The 19,748-nt window shown below is 59.0% G+C and carries 19 protein-coding genes and 2 pseudogenes; 17 read left to right on the plus strand and 4 right to left on the minus strand.

Annotated elements, in window-relative coordinates:
- Positions 1–91 precede the first annotated feature (91 nt).
- From AWB82_RS34065 to AWB82_RS34120, 12 genes and pseudogenes are all read left to right on the plus strand, one after another.
- A pseudogene (locus tag AWB82_RS34065) lies at positions 92–409 on the plus strand (NAD(P)H-dependent oxidoreductase); the annotation flags it as partial.
- Between the two features lie 18 nt (positions 410–427).
- Entirely contained in the window at positions 428–712 is a 285-nt protein-coding gene (locus AWB82_RS34070; RefSeq protein ID WP_086973700.1) for a DUF3331 domain-containing protein, read from the plus strand.
- An 11-nt stretch (positions 713–723) separates the two neighbouring features.
- The gene (locus AWB82_RS34075; protein ID WP_086973684.1) at positions 724–1,434 is read left to right on the plus strand and encodes an SDR family NAD(P)-dependent oxidoreductase; all 711 of its coding nucleotides are present in this window, start codon (positions 724–726) and stop codon (positions 1,432–1,434) included.
- Between the two features lie 71 nt (positions 1,435–1,505).
- Positions 1,506–2,468, plus strand: coding sequence for an AraC family transcriptional regulator (locus tag AWB82_RS34080; protein WP_086973685.1), 963 nt, complete (start codon positions 1,506–1,508; stop codon positions 2,466–2,468).
- A 397-nt stretch (positions 2,469–2,865) separates the two neighbouring features.
- Positions 2,866–3,483, plus strand: coding sequence for a nitroreductase family protein (locus tag AWB82_RS34085; RefSeq protein WP_086973686.1), 618 nt, complete (start codon positions 2,866–2,868; stop codon positions 3,481–3,483).
- A 77-nt stretch (positions 3,484–3,560) separates the two neighbouring features.
- Positions 3,561–4,106: a carboxymuconolactone decarboxylase family protein gene (locus AWB82_RS34090; RefSeq protein WP_086973687.1), complete on the plus strand. Its 546-nt coding sequence runs from the start codon at positions 3,561–3,563 to the stop codon at positions 4,104–4,106.
- 58 nt (positions 4,107–4,164) lie between these two features.
- Positions 4,165–5,082, plus strand: a complete 918-nt coding sequence (locus AWB82_RS34095) for an NADP-dependent oxidoreductase (RefSeq protein ID WP_086973688.1) — start codon at positions 4,165–4,167, stop codon at positions 5,080–5,082.
- 139 nt (positions 5,083–5,221) lie between these two features.
- Complete coding sequence (locus tag AWB82_RS34100) at positions 5,222–5,938, plus strand: glutathione S-transferase N-terminal domain-containing protein (protein WP_086973701.1); 717 nt, start codon at positions 5,222–5,224, stop codon at positions 5,936–5,938.
- Between the two features lie 36 nt (positions 5,939–5,974).
- Positions 5,975–6,390: pseudogene (locus AWB82_RS34105) on the plus strand (cupin domain-containing protein).
- Positions 6,391–6,533: 143 nt separating this feature from the next.
- On the plus strand, positions 6,534–6,986 hold the full coding sequence (locus tag AWB82_RS34110; protein WP_086973690.1) for a GNAT family N-acetyltransferase: 453 nt from the start codon (positions 6,534–6,536) through the stop codon (positions 6,984–6,986).
- A gap of 158 nt (positions 6,987–7,144) precedes the next feature.
- Entirely contained in the window at positions 7,145–7,684 is a 540-nt protein-coding gene (locus AWB82_RS34115; protein ID WP_086973691.1) for a YkgB family protein, read from the plus strand.
- A 131-nt stretch (positions 7,685–7,815) separates the two neighbouring features.
- Positions 7,816–8,277, plus strand: coding sequence for a DUF3788 domain-containing protein (locus tag AWB82_RS34120; RefSeq protein ID WP_086973692.1), 462 nt, complete (start codon positions 7,816–7,818; stop codon positions 8,275–8,277).
- Positions 8,278–9,658: 1,381 nt separating this feature from the next.
- Here the strand turns inward: AWB82_RS34120 and AWB82_RS34125 are convergent.
- The 3 genes from AWB82_RS34125 to AWB82_RS34135 all read right to left on the minus strand — a co-directional run bounded on the left by AWB82_RS34125 (position 9,659) and on the right by AWB82_RS34135 (position 12,607).
- The gene (locus tag AWB82_RS34125) at positions 9,659–10,192 is read right to left on the minus strand and encodes a 3-hydroxyanthranilate 3,4-dioxygenase (RefSeq protein ID WP_086973693.1); all 534 of its coding nucleotides are present in this window, start codon (positions 10,190–10,192) and stop codon (positions 9,659–9,661) included.
- 51 nt (positions 10,193–10,243) lie between these two features.
- Positions 10,244–10,753 (minus strand): hypothetical protein, encoded by a 510-nt coding sequence (locus AWB82_RS38695; protein ID WP_235023553.1) that lies wholly within the window; start codon positions 10,751–10,753, stop codon positions 10,244–10,246.
- A 396-nt stretch (positions 10,754–11,149) separates the two neighbouring features.
- Positions 11,150–12,607, minus strand: coding sequence for a serine hydrolase (locus AWB82_RS34135; protein WP_086973694.1), 1,458 nt, complete (start codon positions 12,605–12,607; stop codon positions 11,150–11,152).
- Positions 12,608–13,410: 803 nt separating this feature from the next.
- Here AWB82_RS34135 and AWB82_RS34140 point away from each other — a divergent pair.
- Together AWB82_RS34140 and AWB82_RS34145 are read left to right on the plus strand one after the other, a co-directional pair.
- Entirely contained in the window at positions 13,411–14,268 is an 858-nt protein-coding gene (locus AWB82_RS34140) for an oxidoreductase (RefSeq protein WP_086973695.1), read from the plus strand.
- Positions 14,269–14,368: 100 nt separating this feature from the next.
- Complete coding sequence (locus AWB82_RS34145; protein ID WP_086973696.1) at positions 14,369–15,391, plus strand: LLM class flavin-dependent oxidoreductase; 1,023 nt, start codon at positions 14,369–14,371, stop codon at positions 15,389–15,391.
- 15 nt (positions 15,392–15,406) lie between these two features.
- Here the strand turns inward: AWB82_RS34145 and AWB82_RS34150 are convergent, their stop codons facing one another.
- Entirely contained in the window at positions 15,407–16,318 is a 912-nt protein-coding gene (locus AWB82_RS34150; protein WP_086973697.1) for a LysR family transcriptional regulator, read from the minus strand.
- Positions 16,319–16,439: 121 nt separating this feature from the next.
- Here AWB82_RS34150 and AWB82_RS34155 point away from each other — a divergent pair, with 121 nt between their 5' ends.
- The 3 genes from AWB82_RS34155 (at position 16,440) to AWB82_RS34165 (ending at position 19,379) form a co-directional block, all read left to right on the plus strand.
- Positions 16,440–17,171 carry an SDR family oxidoreductase gene (locus tag AWB82_RS34155; protein WP_086973698.1) on the plus strand — a complete coding sequence of 244 codons (732 nt, stop codon included), beginning with the start codon at positions 16,440–16,442 and terminating at the stop codon, positions 17,169–17,171.
- Between the two features lie 107 nt (positions 17,172–17,278).
- Complete coding sequence (locus AWB82_RS34160; RefSeq protein WP_235023554.1) at positions 17,279–18,331, plus strand: MFS transporter; 1,053 nt, start codon at positions 17,279–17,281, stop codon at positions 18,329–18,331.
- A 187-nt stretch (positions 18,332–18,518) separates the two neighbouring features.
- Positions 18,519–19,379, plus strand: coding sequence for a haloacid dehalogenase type II (locus tag AWB82_RS34165; RefSeq protein ID WP_235023555.1), 861 nt, complete (start codon positions 18,519–18,521; stop codon positions 19,377–19,379).
- The last annotated feature ends 369 nt before the right edge of the window (positions 19,380–19,748 follow it).

Here is a 19,748-nt window from a genome sequence, read left to right on the forward strand (position 1 = left end):
GGGCAAGTGATGGGCCTAATATCAACGCATCAGCGCACTTCCGCGATGACATGAACCGTCGGTACTTCAGCAACCTGTTAGGGTTGGTAGCACAATGCAGTCGACGCCCACCGGCAAAGTTGGACTGCTTCCCGATCGACCAGTGTTCGTCGGAATCGCGTCTGGTGGCGTGTTTCTGGGGCAGCGAGCAAATCAACCGGACTTTCTCACGCCGTATCTCACCGCCATATTCGACTGCATCGGCTTCAAGTCAGTCCATTATTTGCCCCTGCAGGCAACGGCTTTTATCGACCAAGCGCGCGCGGCCGAGCTTCGGGAGGCGCTAGTAGCAAACCTGAAGTTGGAGTCGAGCCTAGGCGTACCACGGGACCATACCAGCCGCGCCCTTGATTCCACCGGTGCTTCATAACAAGGGGCGATGCAAACTATGGAAGATGCACGTTCCCTTTTGCAAGTGTCGGTCTTGGAAAAGCTGTCATCGACGACAATAAGCGTCCGGTGGAGCGATCCATGTTCGGGGCACTACGCGAGCCAGATCTGGGGTGCTGCCACTGCACGAGCGTCTTCAATATGCGTGCTGTCGGGAGAGCCGATTCGAAGGGGCGATTTAATCTTTCGGCCACGAGCTTATGGAGCTCAAGCGCCGATGAATCACCATCGAATGATTCTCGCGTCCGTGATCGCCGGCCTCGACCCGGAATCTCCACTTTAGGCCAACTGAACATGCGCACATCACAGAAGGTTGTTCTCGTTACCGGCGCATCGCGAGGCATTGGCGCAGCTACCGTCCGCGCATTCCGGAAAATCGGCTACGCGGTCATAGCGACTTCACGTTCGATCGAGCAGTCGCACGACGAAAACATCCTGGCGGTCGGCGGCGACATCGCTGATCCGGCAGTCGCCCGGCGCGTCGTTTCCGAAGGCATGGCTCGATTCGGCAGGATTGACACACTCGTCAACAATGCGGGAATCTATATCGGTAAACCGTTCACCGACCACACTGCGGAAGATTTTGCTGCTGTGACGAACGTCAATATCAATGGCTTCTTCTACGTGACTCAACTGGCCATCGCCGAGATGGAGTGGCAGTCAGGCGGCCATGTGGTGAGCGTAACTGCCAGTATCGCTGATACGGCTTACAGCGGCGTTCATTCAGCGCTGGCTGCATTGACCAAGGGCGGGTTGAATGCGGCCACGAAGTCCCTCGCCATTGAATTCGCAAGGAAGGGAATCCGTGTGAATGCGGTTGCGCCCGGCATCATCAAAACGCCGATGCATCCGGCGGAGACACACGATGCGCTTGGCACCACGACGCCGCTCGGACGTATCGGCGAGGCCACCGATATCGCAGACGCAATACTCTTTCTCGAACGTGCCACGTTTATCACGGGAGAGATTCTGCATGTTGATGGAGGGCTGAGCGCGGGTCGGTGAGGCGATGTTTGCGCAACCGCCAACACGAACGACTACACGTTCTTTCTGCGCCGACGTATTGGGTTACTCCTATGCTGAAAGTCGACTGGTTGAGTCAGCTGTTGAAAATGATTACTGTCACTGGACGGCTGGAGGTCCGCTGTACATACGGCGCGCCGTGGCGAGTCGCGTGGGCTAAGTCGGCGGGGCACGAGATCCCTTTCCACGTCGTCCTTAAAGGCCGTGCCCTAGTTGAGAACTCGGAGAAAGGGACTTCACGTGAGCTAACAAGCGGGGACATACTGCTACTGCCCCACGGGGCGGCACATGTTATGCACGATGGTAGCGGACGCACGCCCTTACCGACACAGGAACGCGAGGGGCTTGCAGGAGTGACGTACAGCGAAAACGCGGGAGCTGGTCAGGGCCTGGATATGTTGTGCGGTCGATTCCTGATTGAACCGCCCCATGATCGTCTGATTCGCGATTACTTACCGACAGATCTGATAGTGCGGACCGCCAGTGGCGATGGCGGAACGGGATGTGATGCTGCTTCAAACCACGTGGCTAACCTTGTGACACTGATGCGAGAAGAGTCTGCGGGTGACAAGCTAGGAGCACGTACGATACTGGATGCGCTGAGCTCTGCGCTGTTCGCTGTGGTCCTACGCCAGGCGAGCCAATCTTCACAACTCCCGCCAGGCTTGCTCACGATAGCGGGCAATCAACGACTCGCGCCCGCCATTTCGGCAATGTTTTCAGAACCCGCGAGGAACTGGAGCCTTCCCGAACTCGCGGCGCTGTGCAATTTGTCACGCGCCACTTTCATGCGTCACTTCCGCGACGCGCTCGGGCGCTCGGCGATTGACTTTCTCACGGATATCCGTATGAGCCTAGCGGCGAATGATCTTAAGGATTCGGCGAGAGCAACCGAGGCGATCGCCGAATCGGTGGGCTACCAATCGGTGTCGTCGTTCCGGCGGCTGTTTGCGGAGCGAATGGGGATGACGGCCGGTGAGTGGCGCCGTCTGGCCCGAGAAACTGAACCAGCGTAGTACCGAATGTGATCTTCGAGGTCGTAGCGATCTCGGACTGGTTCAGCTTCCGCAAGGACCGGGCCTCGGGGCGCCGAGCATCCAGAGATGCCCAACTAGCGGGATGCGCAGATCTGGGCCCAACGGCAAGTTGATCTCTTCGGATACTCGAATGAGCAAATCGAGTCGTGAAATTGGCGTGCCACAAGCCTACAGTAGTACCCATGTTGCAGAGAGAAGTCCCCAAGTGCGTGCAAGCGTAACGCGTGGTGCGTCAGATCGGATCCGCCTTGCCAGTTGACGAATTGAGTACTGACTCGGCGGCCCGGTGAGCTTTCGCGCGATCGGAACAGGCGCCGACTAGTTTGCCACGCCCCAACACTAATATGTAGAAATACTTATCCGTAACGGAGAAAATATGAGCAATGCAGTCATTGAATGCATCCTGAGTCGCAGCGCCACGAAGTATTACGATGCGGCAGCCTCCTTGACCGACGAACAAATCCGCGAACTCGTGCGGATCGGAACCAGCGCTCCGACATCTTTCCACCTGCAGAACTGGCGCTTCATCGCAGTTCGCACGAAAGAAGCCAAGTCGCGTCTGAGCCCAATTGCATGGAATCAGCCTGCGGTCCGCGACGCAGCGGTGACCTTCATTGTTTGCGGCCAACTGGTGGATACCGGTGTCATTCCGGAGCGTCTTGCGCCGCTGGTCGAGGCCGGCGTAATGCCGGCGGCGATGGTGCCGGAATGGGAGAATCCTGCACGCGAACTCTACATGGCCTACCCCCAGCGCCAGCGAGATGAGGCAGTGCGCACCGCCACCTTCGGCGCTTCGGCCATGATCTACGCTGCCCGCTCGATGGGCCTAGGATCAACGCCCATGATCGGCTTCGATGCAGATGCCGTGCACCGTGAGTTCGGGTTGGGCGAGAACGAGGTGCCGGTGCTCTTGTTGTCGATCGGCGCAGAGCGAGTTGGCAATTGGGCGCAGAAGCCGCGTCGCCCGGTGAGCGACGTTCTAACACTCGTGTGACGCGCGGTCGCAAGCAGTGCCCGTGATCGATCGGATCATCAGTTCATCAACCAGCATCCATTAATTTTGAGACTTAAATGGCACGGACAAGCATTTTGACGCCGGAACAAGTGCCGGCGGAATCGAAGCCGACACTTGACGCGTTTGCCAAAAACATCGGGTTCACCCCAAACATGATGGCCGCCTTCGCGAAGAGCCCGATTGCGTTTAACGCCTGGGCGACGTTGCTTGGCTCGTTGAGTAAGGCACTCGACGTCAAGACGCGCGACAGCATCGGGCTTGCCGTATCGGAGGTCAACGGTTGCAACTATTGCCTGTCGGTTCACAGCTTCACGGCGAATCACATGGCACGACTATCCGCGGATGAAATCATCCTAGCTCGCAAGGGCCATGCGACGGATGAAAGGCGTGACGCCGCCGTTCAGTTCGCGCGCAAAGTCATCGAGACACGCGGACGTATCGCTGATGCCGATGTGAAGGCCATCCGCGACGCCGGCTATACCGATGCGAACGTCATGGAGGTGATCGCGCTCGTGGCAATGTACTCGATGACAAACTTTTTCAACAACGTGTTCGACCCCGAGAAGGACTTCCCGGCGGTACCGGAGGCCGGCTCGATCTGAATAGCGCCTAGGTGCTTGTGAAGGTTAAGACACGTGCAGATGAGCAGGGAGATGAACGATGAAGGCAATCATTGTGACGGATCAGGCGGCTGGGATAGCTGGAATGCAACTCACCGAGCGGCCGGATCCAGAGGCAGGGATAAACGACGTCATCGTTCGAGTCCATGCCTCCGGGTTCACCTGGGACGAGTTGTCATGGCCATCGACCTGGATTGACCGTCAAGGCGCAGACCGAACACCGTCAATCCCGGGCCACGAAGTAGCCGGAGTCGTCACTGCTCTTGGCTATGGGACAACGGGCCTGTCGGTGGGTCAACGCGTCGTCGGCCTCACGGATTGGTACCGCGACGGCACCTTGGCGGAATATGTCGCAATTGAAGCCCGCAACATAACGCCGTTGCCTGGCGACGTCGATTTTGCGGTCGGCGCAAGCCTGCCAATGTCCGGTCTGACTGCTTGGCAGGGGCTGTTCGACCATGGCCGCCTTAAGTCGGGGCAGAGCGTCGTGGTGCACGGTGCGGCTGGCGTAGTTGGGTCGATGGCGACTCAACTTGCACGTCAGCAGGGCGCCTACGTTATCGGCACGGGACGTTCTGCACATCGTCAGATGGCGTTTGGGTTCGGGGTGCAAGAATTTGTTGACCTTGAGAAAGAGGCCTTGGAAGACGTTGGCGACGTCGATTTGGTTTTCGATGTTCTGGGCGGCGAGATCGCCAAGCGATCTGCCGGCTTGCTTAGACCAGGAGGAACGCTGGTGACAATTGCAGGACCGGTCGACGCCGGGTTGGTAAATCGCCTAACAGTGGACTTCGTCGTTGAATCCGATCGCGCCCTGCTCAGCGAGATCGTCCAGCGCGTTCGGGACGGACGGATGCGAACCCACATCGGTAAGGTAGCCGCGCTGGACGACGCCGTTTCTACATTCAATGCAAGCGAGCGGATAAACGGAAAGACGATTATCGAAGTGCGCCCCTGATCGGCATCGCCGGTAGCAAGTCGGCACCCTGGGGTCATTTGCATTTGTTCGTCGTAGTCGTACCGGCTCACAACCCATTCCAACCGTTGTCGACCTCCCCGCCTTCAAGGCCGACCTAGACCACTGACCAACGAACATGATGGCACTCGATCACCCGATTTTTTCGCGCTGGCCTGCACGGTATTCCGATCGCCTCCAGCTATTTTCCCTTCCGACGCCAAACGGAGTGAAGGTCGGAATTATGTTGGAAGAAACCGGCCTTGCCTATGAAGCGCATAGGATAGACATTACGGGAAACGAGCAACGTGAGCCCGCATTTCTCGCGCTCAATCCCAATGGGAAGATACCAGCGATCTTTGATCCAGATGGTCCCGAAGGACGTCCGCTCGCGTTGTTTGAATCCGGAGCAATCCTGATTTATCTCGCGGAAAAAACAGGGCGGTTTCTATCGACTGATTTGAAGACTCGCTATGAAACGATCCAGTGGCTCATGTGGCAAATGGGTGGCGTCGGACCTATGTTCGGCCAGGTTGGCTTTTTTAATAAGTTCGGCGGAAAGGACTACGAAGACAAGCGCCCACGTGATCGCTACGCAGCGGAATCAGCACGGCTTCTTGGCGTCCTCGATGATCGACTTGCCGGCCGCCACTGGGTCATGGGTGACGAGTACAGCATCGCCGATATTTCGTTGCTAGGTTGGGTACGCAATCTTATCGGGTTCTATGAAGCCCGAGAACTCGTCGGTTACGACCGCTTCGCACACGTCCAACGCTGGCTTGACCGCGGTCTCGAACGTCCAGGTGTGCAGCGGGGAATCCAAGTAACGGCGACGGTCGAATCCGATCGCTTGCGATAAGTGTGGACAGAACGGGATACACCCAAGGAGAACAGCATGAGATTTTTGACGGTCATAGTCAGTTACATTGCTGTGGCGATCGTGACGGTCAGCGTCGCCTCGGCGCATGAGGCTCAGGAGGAATCGGTCAAGATGAACTTCGATGCGGTCATTCCGAATCTTCCTGGCAAGTCGTTGAAAGCAGTAGAAGTCACGTATCCGCCGGGTGGGATGTCTAGACCGCACACCCACCCGAGTTCCGGCTTCATTTACGCATACGTGGTCGAGGGTGCAATCGAGTCTAAAGTAAACGACGGCGCGACACATATTTACCGGGTAGGCGAAAGCTGGCCGGAGCCGCCCGGCGCTCTCCATTCGATCAGCCGCAACGCGAGCAAAACCAAGCCCGCGAAGTTGCTCGCGGTGTTTGTTGTGGACACTAACGAGAAGCCTTAACCACCCCGGTTCAATAGCAAGGGGAACCCGAAGCGAATTGGGCGATTCCTAAGTAACCCGAAGCCTTCGCGCAGTCGTCTTCATTTTTGCTCGGTATACCTAAGCGTCGAGCAGTGCCGTGTGGATTTGAATTGATGTCGACGCGCCTTTGGAGTGGTCTATGCATTCTGTCGAGATTAGAGCAATCGTGGCGGATGATTACGCAATGTGGTTGCCGTTGTGGAAGGACTATCACCGTTTCTACAAAGTGGAGATACCCGAGTCTGCGACTAGGGAGACTTGGTCGCGCTTTCTGGACCCGATTGAACCTATGCACGCGGCTCTTGCGGTGATGGGGGAACACGCCTTTGGTCTGGCGCATGCGATCTACCATCGATCCACCTGGACGTCGAACGACTATTGTTACCTTCAGGACCTGTTTGTGGCGCCTGATGCACGCGGCGGCGGTATCGGCCGAGCACTAATTGAGCACGTCTACGCTGATGCAAGACGTCGAAAGGCAGCCCGCGTGCACTGGCTGACGCATAAATCCAACCAAATCGCCATGAAGCTTTACGACGAGATCGGTCAACGGTCGGGTTTTGTGCAATACCGAAAGTTGCTTGACAGATAAAAGGCTCCTTCAAAGCAGGAGCAATCCCGCTACGGTCACATGGAGTCGCAAGCAGTCGCACTCGTAATAGGACTGTAACCTTCGCTATCAGTCTTTGCCAGCGACGGACAAGTAACTTGAGACTTTGAAAAATGGCGACAACCTAGGAATAAATGCAAATGAACACCCACGCAAATAGATTCCGCTTTCAGATCGCAGAAAAAGGCGCCGGCTCATACTCGTCGCTTGCGACATTGAGATGGGCGCTGATCATTGTTTTTATTTGGTTTGGCGGGATGAAATTCACCGCCTACGAAGCCCAAGGCATCGCGCCTTTCGTCATTAACAGCCCGATCATGGGTTGGTTGCACACGCTGTTTGGTGTCCGGGGCGCGAGTTTTGTGATAGGCGTGCTTGAACTTTCGACCGCCGCTGCGCTGGTCGTCGGGGCCTTTCAGCCGCTATTCTCAGCATTGGGCGCGGCGATGTCGACCGCGACCTACCTGATTACGCTTACCTTTTTCGTGACAACCCCAGGCGTGGCGGAGCCGACGGCGGGCGGCTTTCCCGCCATCTCGGCATTGCCCGGCCAGTTCCTTCTGAAAGACATCGTCTTGCTTGCTGCGTCGCTTGCGTTACTTCGTGCGTCTCTCCCTGTGGCCGCAGCTAGTGTGCTCAACCGGTCAGATCGAGGCGTCGTCAGATCCGACAAAGGTTGACCTTGCAGCTTGACGTAAACTCAGGTCCTTTCACAAAAAAACGGCCCTTCAGAGCAGCGGGCCGGTCGAAAAAGCTTAGCAGTCGACCCACGAAACGGGTCCGTATTTACAAATACGAAGAGGAACGGCGCATGCAGCAGATTATCCAAATCGGAGATCGGATGGCGGACGAATCTTCACAGCCCGATGAGCGAAGTGTCCTCGACTGGATGGGGGGCGAGGCCTTTAAGGATTGGGTCGAATTGCGCAGCTGGATCGACACATCCTACCCCGGTGTCTTTGCGCCGGACTGGAAATATGGCGGAAAGAAGCGCGGTTGGTCGTTGAGGTACAAGAAGACGAAGGCCTTCTGCACGCTAATTCCGTCACGCAAGCTGTTGTCGGTCTTGGTCGTCTTCGGACGTGCTGAGCGGGAGAAGTTCGAGGAGCGACGGTACTCCTGGAGCCCGCGCTTGGTCGAGCTTTATGATGCAGCGCGCGCCTACCCAGACGGAAAATGGCTGACTATTCCGATCTCGTCCGCTGACGACCAATACGAAGTGATGGAGCTTTTGAGAATAAAGCGGCCCGCGCTTTGCCGTCGTTCAGCTTGAGTGCTTCGTAGAGTTGCGCATCCAACCTGTTTGCAAGGCGTGTCCGAGATTTTTTGCATTTCGACCGTTCACGGATTTATGTCTTGCTCCCTACCGACCGTCTGCGACCAAATGGCAAATCGAACCAGAGTGCACTCAGGCTTACTTGATGCTGCCTACGCCCTCGACCAGCATGCGTCCGGGCGCGTTCCCGAGCTTTCGAGGCTGCTATCCGGCGCGATTACGCTCGACACGCTGTTCCGACGGCGTGCACTCGATCCCGACTTGCAGGAGCTGCCCTGAGTTTAGAGCGCGTCGTTAGAGGGATGGAGTTGTACTTTGATGTGCACGCTCGGGCGCGCGCGTTAGCACTTGCGGAGAAGGTTCGGCTTCTCGCGCGCGCCTACGCAGAAAGTTAGCGCCGCACGAAAAGGCGCCGCCGCTTCCCTCGAGGAGCATAGCCACTTTCCTGTAGGCGGACCCGCCCATCGTTGAAAGGCACTCGGCGCTGATTTCCCGCATCAGCGCGCGTCATGCTGTCAACTATGGACGCGCGACCAGGCATCGATCGAGTCAGGCGTTCTCGCGTTGTTGCGCGGGTCGATCATAGCAGCCAGCGAAATGGGTGCGCCTCGAAGATAACCTTATTCGCAAGGCGTGTTTCATTCGCGCGGAGCCGAGACGGATGACGAGGCTGTGGTCACTCCTGTCACGACCACGGCATGTCCTTCGTCGGCTTTGAAGCCGACTGCGGCCGTTTGGATGGCGGCTACGTTCGACGAGGAAATGGCTCATTGTGGCCGGCTTGACTCGTTCGGACGGCCTAGGACGGCGCCGATTTGCGGTCGGCAAGTGGAGCACGATGATCCCAGAGTCAGCATCGCCACCCTCTGGGCGCATTCTCCTCTTTGCATACGCCAGTGTGGAGCTAAGCAACGAGTGTCGCGGCAGTAAGGCAATAGATGTCGCCTTTCGGGGCAGACGCGCTCACGAACTGCGCGGCTTCTCGCGCTTTGAAGCATAGCTGTCGTTGATGCATGGACATACTTCAAAGCGCGGAGGTCTGCCCCTTAACGGTGCGAAGCAGGCAACCGCTTCAGAAGCCGGTCAGATGCGGGGCTTTCACGCTGACAGAACTCGACGCGGCTGGCAGAGCCGGCGTCGATGTCGCAGACGCGTAACTGTCAACGGTTATTAGCCCGTCCGACGGACGCATGCAGCTCACTGTTTTATCTTGCCGGTCGCCTTGCCATTGGCGTCCGCACACGAAGCGCCATCCGGCGACATTCCCCTTTTAAAGTTGCTGCATGAGTGTCCGGCTGCCTGCGACGCTTGCAAGTTTGAGCATGCGTCGTCCAAAATCTAAACGGTTAGCCTGCCGGCAAAAACCGAAGCATGGACGCTACCGCCCGGCACCGTCGCGTCCCGGATGAACCGTGCCGCAGTGCTGACAGCGGCGCTTATCCTCAGAATCGTAGAATGCGGCGAAGAGCGGCGGCAAATCGTCGACGATGCTCTTCAACTGCACTTCGGCCCGGTGCACGAGATGGTCGCAGTTGCCGCAATACCATTCGAAGCCATCGATCGCGCCCTCCTCGCGCTGCCGTTCGATTACCAGGCAGACGCTACCGGCCTCGGGTCGCTGCGGTGAATGCCGGACATGCGGCGGCATCAGGAACACATCTCCCTCTCGCAAATCGACCCGTTCGCGCATGCCGTCCACGATCAGATTCAGAAACGCGTTTCCCGTCGTCTGGTAGAAGAACTCTTCGTATGGATCGTCATGAAAATCAGTGCGGCGATTGGGTCCGCCGACCACGGTGACGATAAAGTCGCTATCCTTCCACACTTGCTGGTTGCCAGCGGGAGGCTTCAGCAGGTGTGCGTGTTCACGGATCCAGTCTGCAAAGTTGAACGGCTTGCCGTATTTCAACACGTGGGTTCTCCTTTCAAACATCGTCACTTGCTCGAACGCGTGAACCTCGGCTTAGCGACCGTTTCCCTCCTGACGACACGCATCGCCCTTGCGCTTTGCAATGGTCGCGCTGACAGCGGCGTAGTCCTCGGAGAACGTCCGTTGCGCAAAGCAAGGCGCCGCCGTCGAGAGCAGCGCGTCGACCTTTGCGTACTGCCTGTCGAACACCCACGGCCGACGTGCTAGCGTACGGTCGTTGAGCCAGTAGGGACTCCAACCGCGCGTTGTCTCGATGATCTCGCGCGCAAATTCTGGCCCGTATTCAAGTCCCCCTTCGATGACGATATCGATATAGGACTGGACCATTGGAAATTTCGCGTCCGGCGGCGGAAGCCCTTCGCCGGGTTCCTTGCCCGCAGCCTTGGGCACGTAGACCCAGACAGTCCCCTGTACGGGCAGGGCCTGCCATGACACCGCCTCGATAAGCGCGCGCGGCACTTCGACCCTCACATATCCTTTTTCGCGCGAGTCAAATGCAGACATGTCATTGCCAACGGGATAGATGACGCCGTTGATGGTCATTGGCCCCTCTCCCTCCAACGGACGACGCAGGCCGAGCGCTGTGAACCCCGAGCTTGAGCGATCGCTCCAGCTGCGCACATAACCGAACGCCGCCGACACGCGCACGGGAATGGCCGCGATATGTTTCCCGGCGGTCTCATCGCGCGATGGCGTATCGATGAGCGAGCCGTAGCCGAAGATAAACTGCGTCGGCTGATCGGGAAGTCGCGCTCCTCAGTAGTCCGTCCTCTGGGCGTGCGCCGCCGAGGCAACAAGGGTGAGCGCAACGACTAATCCTCGAATGGTTGACATCGCCGACATCGTTAGTTTTCCCTCCGATACATTGCGTCAGATGAGATCTCATGATAAGCATGTTTGCCCGACTCAGAGTCCATTTGAGTCGCCTCGACACTATCGTCAAGTCCGATCAAAGTGCCCATAGTTGACGGTATTGAAGGGCGGCACCTCAGCACCGTCGAAGCTGCTTGCGCGGGAAGCTTCTTTCTCGAAATGAAACTTCAGAAGGCCCGGCGCAATATCCGGATCGTCGAACCGAAGGAGAAATGTATCCCCAGACCAATGGGCCAGCATTGCAGGGTAATCGTGCTCACCGATCTTCACGGCAAAGCCTGCGCCATCGCGCGTTATCTCAAGTGCTCCGTAGAGCGGGCTTACATAGGGCCCGGTGAAAGCGTTCAGCTCCCGCGTGAGGGGTTGTGCGTCGGCAGGCGGTGTAGGAATAACGACCAGCGACTCCCACCCTTTCTGCTCCTCGTGAATCTGCTTTTGCAGATCCCGTCCTGATGGCGCCAGTACCCGCTCGAGAAACTCCGCGCGCACCGCCTCCGGGAAAACCGTCATTTGTTTGTTTGCGAGGATCGCGATACCAACTCGAAGCTCGGGGATTAGCGTAACGACCGAGCGCATTCCGTTGAGCGCGCCATTTTTCTCGACCACGCGCCAGCGAAGAAACGGGTAGCTCTCACAACCGAGTCCAACCGTGCTCCGCTCGCCCAGCAGGCTGGACGGTCCTCCTACCATGCTCGCGGAAAAAATGTCCCTGACGGTGTCTTCGTGCAGGATAGGCGCGCCGCCGAATGAGCCTTCCGCCAGCAACATCATCATCCAGCGCGCGAGGTCGCGCCCGGTCGAGACGATCGCGCCGGCGCCGCTGAAACTGTCAACGTTCTCGTGCGGCATGACCGAACCATCGAGGTTATGCGCAGCAGCGTGATTGTTGTCCTTGAAAAGTTCCGCCTGCACCGGAGCGCTGCGCGTCATGCCCAATGGCTCGAGTATCGTCTGCGACAGCAGTTGCGGCGGACTCATCCCGGCGGCACGCGCAGCACTGCATTGCCCAAGGAAGATCCCGTAGTTTGTGTATTCATATCCGAACCGGAAACTAGTCGCGAAGGGCAGGTATCGCGCCCGGTGTAAGAGTTCTTCGGGGCCGTACTCTACAAGCCGGGGAAGCAGATCACCGTACTTCGGCAGCCCCGTGCGATGCGCAAAGAAATCGCGCAAGATGACGTTCTCGGTCGCATAAGCATCTGCGAGCACTGTCTCCGGAGAGAAAGTCCTGACAGGCGCGTCCCAGGAAACCGCGCGTTTATCGACCAATGCGCCGACCGCGGTCGCGGTAACAAACTTGCTCATGGATGCGATCTGGAATCGAGTATTCCCGTCGACGGGCGCGCTGTCGCCGCGACGACGCACACCGTGCCCTTCCAGATATTCGGTGCCCTGGTCGCTGGCCACGACCACTACTGCTCCGGGTACACCGTAGTCCTGCAGAGTTCTCTCGATGAACTGACTGAACGAAACGCCATTCACTTCGCGAGCCAGGGATTCTTCAAGCGGGGTTGTTGTGCTCATTACCGTCTCCCGAATCGACTGCGCCCATTTGTATGATGGGCGAAATGGTGTATTGCCGTAAGCGACCCCTCTAATTGCTTCATCCAATTTAGGAATGCATCTCGGTCCGCGATATTAGGGTAATCCTCGTTGAAACTGCTCCTGGGATACCGTTACGCCGAAATCGGGTCGGACAAAAACCAAACAGGGAAATCAGCTGTGAGTCTCGCGCCGCAGGGAGAAAAGCGATAGGTAAGCGTCGGTCGAACCCCGCATGGAATGATCGTTTGCTGACTTGCCCGGCTCATTGAAGGTCTGAGCGACGCAACGGGCGAATGTCTCGTCACGGCCGACGGCCGTTGCTAATCAGGTAGCGGACCGCCGGATATGCATCCTCGCGGTCGCAGACCCGGAAGTGTATGTTGGGACCCAGGTGTTTTGAAAGAGTGCTTACGACTCCTCCGTTCAGACGACCCTCTCCAAAGCGGTTAGCCAGTCGAATCAGCGTATTGCGCACTGGAGCACCATAAAGCGGACGTTGTGGACCTAACCCAACCGGCTAGCAAGAGACACCCACCGCGGTGAACTGCACGGTCGTTGTCATCACCAACCGAACACCGCGTTGCCGTGAACGTGCCAGATCCACTTTGTCGACGACATCGCGCTGCCTGACTCTGGGGCCACGCATGTCCGCTCGCCACGCAATTTTTCCGTGGATGGAAAAGTCATTCCACCCATTCCCGTCTAATCAAAAGCCTCAGTCAGTCCGACACTCCTCTCCACGCACTTCGTTTCACATCCATCACGAACCCAGGAGAAGAGCCATGAACAACGTCACGAAACAGCAATTCAAACGCGTCTGGTTTATCACCGGCGCATCCCGCGGTTTCGGCGCGTTGATCGCGCAAGCCGCGCTCGACGATGGCGACGCCGTCGTCGCCACCGGCCGCAACGCGGCCGCGATCGCCGAGCGGCTTGGAGAGTCGCCCGCGTTGCTCACCGTTGAACTCGACGTGACAAACGAGGCACAGGCGAAGGCGGCGGTCAAAGCCGCGGTCGATAAGTTCGGCCGCATCGATGTGCTGGTCAATAACGCCGGCTTCGGTTTACTCGCGGCCGTCGAGGAATCGAGCGATGCGGAGATTCGTCGCATCTACGAGACCAACGTGTTTGGCTTGCTCAACGTCACGCGTGCCGTGCTGCCTGTCATGCGCAAACAGCGTGCGGGACATGTGATCAACACCTCGTCCATCGTCGGTTATCAGGCGGCTGCAGGCGTCGGCGTGTATAGCTCGACCAAGTTCGCTGTGGAAGGCATCACCGAAGCACTGCATGCTGAACTCGAGCCGCTCGGCATTCACGCAACGATGATCGAACCCGGGTTCTTCCGCACGGACTTCCTGGATGCGTCGTCGCTGGCCGTCGGCAAGACGATCATTAGCGACTATGAAGAGACGTCGGGCAAGCTGCGGCGCCTCGCAGGCGAGATCAATCATAATCAGCCAGGCGATCCGGCAAAACTGGCAACCGCGATGATCAGGCTCGTCGATGCAGAGACGCCACCCCTGCGTCTGCCGCTCGGCACGGACACGCTCAAGGCACTCGCGGAAAAGAATGCGTACGTGACGGCCGAAACGGCAACCTGGAAGGCGCTTTCCGCATCCACCGACTTCCCGGCCTGAGCCGCAAAGAAAGAACGGGCAGACGGCGCGCGTGCAAGCGGGGTCTGCCCGATTCGGACATGATGCGGCCATCGCCTGTACAACTGCGCGCGACACTGACATGAAAAAAATCGGTTTTTTATCGTTTGGCCATTGGTCTGCTTCCCCAAACTCGCTTACACGTTCAGCTTCCGACGTCCTGCTCCAATCCATCGACCTCGCGGTCGCCGCGGAGCAGCTCGGCGCGGATGGCGCGTTTTTCCGCGTGCATCATTTCGCGCGCCAGCTCGCGTCGCCGTTTCCGCTGCTGGCGGCTGTGGGGGCGAGAACCAGCCGCATCGAAATCGGTACGGCCGTGATCGACATGAGGTACGAGAACCCGCTGTACATGGCCGAGGATGCGGGCGCGGCCGACCTCATCGCCGGCGGACGCCTGCAACTCGGCATCAGCCGCGGCTCGGGCGAACAGGTGATCGACGGCTGGCGCTATTTCGGCTATGCGCCGGGCGAGGGCGAGACGCACGTCGATCTGGCCCGTCGACACACGGAAGTGTTCTACGAAGTGCTGCGCGGCGAAGGTTTCGCTGAGCCAAATCCCCGACCGATGTTTCCCAACCCACCGGGCCTGCTACGCGTCGAGCCCCATTCCGAAGGGTTGCGCGATCGCATCTGGTGGGGCTCGGGATCGGATGCCACCGCCGTCTGGGCAGCCGGTATGGGTATGAACCTGCAATGCTCGACACTGAAGAACGACGAGTCGGGCCGTCCGCTCCATGTTCAGCAGGCCGAGCAGATTCGCGCGTATCGGCAGGCATGGAAGGAAGCCGGACACATACGCGAGCCGCGCGTGTCGGTGAGTCGCAGCATCTTCGCGCTGATCAACGATCGCGACCGAATGTACTTCGGACGCGATGCGAACAGCGACGACACGATCGGCCTGCTGGACGGCAACATCCGGACAGTTTTCGGCCGCAGTTATGCGGCAGAGCCCGACGCGCTCGTCAGGCAACTCGCAGCCGACGAGGCGATTGCGGAAGCCGACACGCTACTGTTGACCGTGCCGAATCAACTCGGCGTGGAGTACTGCGCACACGTGATCGAATCGATCCTCACGCACGTCGCCCCCGCGCTCGGCTGGCGCTAGCGCGACGGCTCGGCTTCAACGCAACGGAAGCCAAAGCGGTCCCTCCCACGCTTTCAGCGCATCGAGAAACGCCTTCAATTTCGACGGCATGAAGCGCCGCGTCGGATAAACAGCATGCACGAATATTTCCGGTGACGACCACTCGGGCAGCACGCGCACCAGTTCTCCGCTGGCAATATGCGGATCGCAATAGCTCGACGGAAGCAGCGCGATGCCGTGCCCGCGGAGCGCGAATGCATTGACGATGTGGAAGTCGCGTGCTGCGACAGGCCCGCTCACGCGCACCTTGGCCGCTTTGCGGCCGCTGACCAAGTGCCATTCCGTCTCGTTGTTGCGAGCGTTGATCAACACGCAGGGGTGCTCGCTCAGTTCGTTGGGGCGCGAGGGAAGGGGATGGTTTCGCGCATAGTCGGCCGAGACGACGAGCTGCCGCACGCTCCTTCCCACCCGCTGTGCAACGAGACTCGAGTCCTGCAATTCTCCAAAGCGAATCGCAACGTCGACGTTTTCGGCGATCAGGTCGATGAATGCGTTGGTGAAATACAGATCCACCAGGATTTGCGGATAGTCCTTCAGAAATGCCGATAGGAAGGCGTAAAACGGCTCCTGTTCGAGCATCACAGGCCCCGAGATGCGTAGCACGCCCTCCGGCTTCTTCTGCGTCTGAGTAATGACGCGCTCCGCGTCGTACAGATGACTCAACGGCTCGCTGCATTGATCGAAGTAGGCGCGACCCTGTGACGTCAGGCTGAGCTTGCGCGTCGTGCGTTGCAACAGCGTGACGCCGAGCCGTTCTTCGAGCGCGGTCACCTTACGACTGACAGTTGAGACAGGCATGCCGAGCGCATGCGCGGCGCGGCTGAAGCTCCCGAACTGTGCTACCCGCACAAAGACGGCGATGTCGTTGAGGTCGGCGAGTTGGGTCATGTGCAGCTCGGCGGTGATTTTTGCGCTGGTGAAAAAGACATTCCATACATTCCAGTCTAATCAAAAATGCTCGTCAGGACGAGACTTCTCTTCAAGCAGTTCAGCTTCCTGGAGAGAAATCATGGAAAACAAAGTCGTCGTCATTACCGGTGCATCGAGCGGAGTAGGTGAAGCCACCGCCAGACTTCTTGCATCCAAAGATGCCACTGTCGCACTGGCCGCTCGCCGCCTCGACAAGCTCCGACGCGTTGCCTCGGAAATCCTGGCGAAAGGCGGGCGTGTGTCGGTACATCAAGTCGACGTGACGGATCAGGAGCAGGTCAACCGCCTGATCAGCGACGTCGTCTCACAACATGGCCGCCTCGACGTCATGGTGAATAACGCGGGTCTGATGGCGATCGCGCCACTGTCACTGCGCAAGACCGACGAGTGGGACCGGATGATCGACATCAACATCAAGGGCCTCCTGTACGGAGTCGCCGCGGCGCTGCCGGTTTTCGAAAAACAGCAGTCGGGCCACTTCGTCAACATCGCGTCGGTCGTGGGTCTGAAGGTCTTTAGCCCCGGAGGCACGGTTTATTCGGGAACGAAGTTCGCGGTCCGCGCGATCTCCGAAGGTCTGCGGCATGAAGTGGGCGGAAATATTCGCACGACGGTCATTTCACCGGGCGCGATCGACACGGAGCTGAAGTTCGGTTCGGGCCACGACGACAGCCGCAATTTTGTCGTCGACTTCTACAAGATGGCGATCCCCGCCGACGCGATCGCGCACGCCATCGCTTACGCAATCGAGCAGTCTAGTTCGGTCGACGTCAACGAAATCGTGATTCGTCCCACTGTTCAAGACTTCTGAGGCGCGGCACTGCGGTGGCTGAGCGCCGGCGGGCCAGAAGGCTTCCGACCCGTCCGCGCGCCATTCACGGCGAAGCCAGCCCGAATGACATCATCGAGGAGTTCATCATGCCTGCAGCAGTGTTTTCTCTCGCATTCGCCGCGTTCGCTATCGGAACGACGGAATTTGTCATCGTCGGCTTGTTGCCCGACATTGGCAGAGCGTTCGGCATCTCCGTGTCGACGGCCGGTTTGCTGGTGAGTTTCTACGCACTGGCCATTACCGTCGGCACGCCTGTGGTCTCGGCCATGACCGCGCGCTTGCCGCGCCGCGCATTGCTGCTCGCGCTGATGGCGTTCTTTACGCTATGCAATCTGGCGGCCGGACTTTCGACAGCCTTCCCAGCGTTGCTCGCGATCCGGATCGTGATGGCGGTCGCGCACGGCGTGTTCTTCGGCCTCGGGACAACTGTTGCTATGTCACTGGTGCCGCCGGATAAGTCAGGCAGGGCCGTGGCGATTATGGTCAGCGGCCTGACGGTCGCGATGGTAACTGGCGTCCCTGGCGGAACGTGGCTCGGCGATTTGATGAGTTGGCGGCTGCCGTTCCTGGTAGTGGCTGCCATGGGCGCGCTGGCGACCATCGGTCTTTGGCGGCTTTTGCCCGTGCTTGCGGCTCAGCGCAGCGCCGGGACCGTTCTCTCGCAGCTCGCTTTGCTGAAAAGCCGGGCATTGATGCCGCTCTATGCGATCGCTGCACTAGGCATGGGAGCGACGTTCGCGGTGTTCACTTACTTATCGTCGCTATTAATTCATACCACAGGGTTCCGAAGCGAAGGCGTAACCCTGGGGCTGATGGTGTTCGGACTCGGTTCCGTGGTGGGGACGATCGGCGGAGGGCGTCTGTCCGACCGATATGGCCCGAAGCTCAGCATGAACATCGCGCTGGCCGGCATCGCCGCGTCGGTCGCCACGCTCTGGCTGACCGCACAGCATCCCGTGATCGTGATGATCAACCTGTTTGTCTGGGGTGCATTCGCCTTCGCCGTTCCCCCCATCATGCAGCGACTGTCGTGCTCGTGGCTCGACGCGTGGCGCCCGAGGCAGTCGGTACGGCGGCAGGGCTCAACGTCGCTGCGTTCAACCTCGGCATCTCTGGCGGGTCGTTCCTCGGCGGACTAACGCTGGCAGGCGTCGACGTTCTCCCGACGGTGTACGCCGGCGTGGCCCTGGCGGGGGTGGGACTCGTGGTTGTCGCGACGTATCGATGGTCGGAGCGTTCGGCGGCCGTGCCTGCCCGCGACGCACTGGGGCGGTGCTGAGCGTCAGGCCCAGCTCGACCACACCGGATTATGCAACGAGAAACATCATGAACCTATCGAAGCCTCATGTACTGCAGCCCGGACGACGGCGTTTCGTGCAGATTCTCGTATCGCTGCCGCTCGTCTTCGCCGCCGCACTCGCTCACGGGCTGTCACCCTCGCCGTCAGGAACTGCAATGACAACTGCACACGACACCACTCGACCCAAGGCCCTTGTCTTCGATATGCAAGGCACCGTCTTCAGCTTCTACGATCCGATGATGCATGAACTGGCCCGGCATCCCGCTGTGGCGCCGCGGCTTCAGGATTGGTCGACTTTCGCTGGACGGTGGAGCGCTGCGGCACATGACGCTATCGTCAAGATCGCCGCCGGGCGCAAGCCGTGGCAGCCCAACCGCGCTGTTTATGCCGACGTGTTGCCTGTGCTGCTCCCGCGTTATCCAGGCGGCAATACGTTTTCCGACGATGACAAGACCCGCTTGCTCGACGTCTGGGGAGCAATGACACCATGGAATGATACGCTGGCGGGACTAACGTCGCTGCGTAAGGCGTTCGTGGTTGCAACGCTGACCAATGCTTCGATGGCGGGAACGATCGGCCTCATCAAACGCGAAGGACTGCCCTTTGACGCGATCCTCACCGGCGAAGTGGTGCACGCGTTCAAGCCTGATCCGCGTGTCTACCAACTCGCTTCCGAGTATCTCGGCTTGGTACCGGGCGAGATCATGCTGGTGTCTGCTCACAAGTGGGATCTGATGGCGGCCAAGCGCAGCGGCCTGCTCACGGCATTCGTTCCGCGTCCCTTTGAAAACGGTCCAGGGACGGAGGTCGACACCTTGCCGGAGTCATACATCGACGTTCTCGCGTCCGATTTACCGCAACTCGCGTCGCTCCTCGATCGCGGCTAAAACAGATCGGCCGGGTAAGACGGCGAGCTTCGATGGGCCAGTCACACGGCCCCACAGGCGTCCGTTGTGGGTCGGCGGACTCAACCGGGGTTTGGCAGATGACGGCCACGGGCGGGTTGAGTCCATCCGCGCTACGAATTCACCGCCGCAAACCGGTCATTGGGATTTCGCTTCCCGAAAGCGGCCGGTCGCCAACGCGCAATCCCGACCCCCTGCGGACACTCAACACTAACGACCAGACGGCGGCTAAGGAGTCAGCACCGGCCCGCCGAACGCGAACAGATGCGATGATAGGGTCGGCCAAAGGCACTGGCGAGATGTCGCAAGCGACTCCCCGATCATTCGCCGCTCACTCCGCCGAACGGTGAT

The organism is Caballeronia glebae, assembly GCF_001545035.1.
GTDB classification, from domain to species: domain Bacteria; phylum Pseudomonadota; class Gammaproteobacteria; order Burkholderiales; family Burkholderiaceae; genus Caballeronia; species Caballeronia glebae.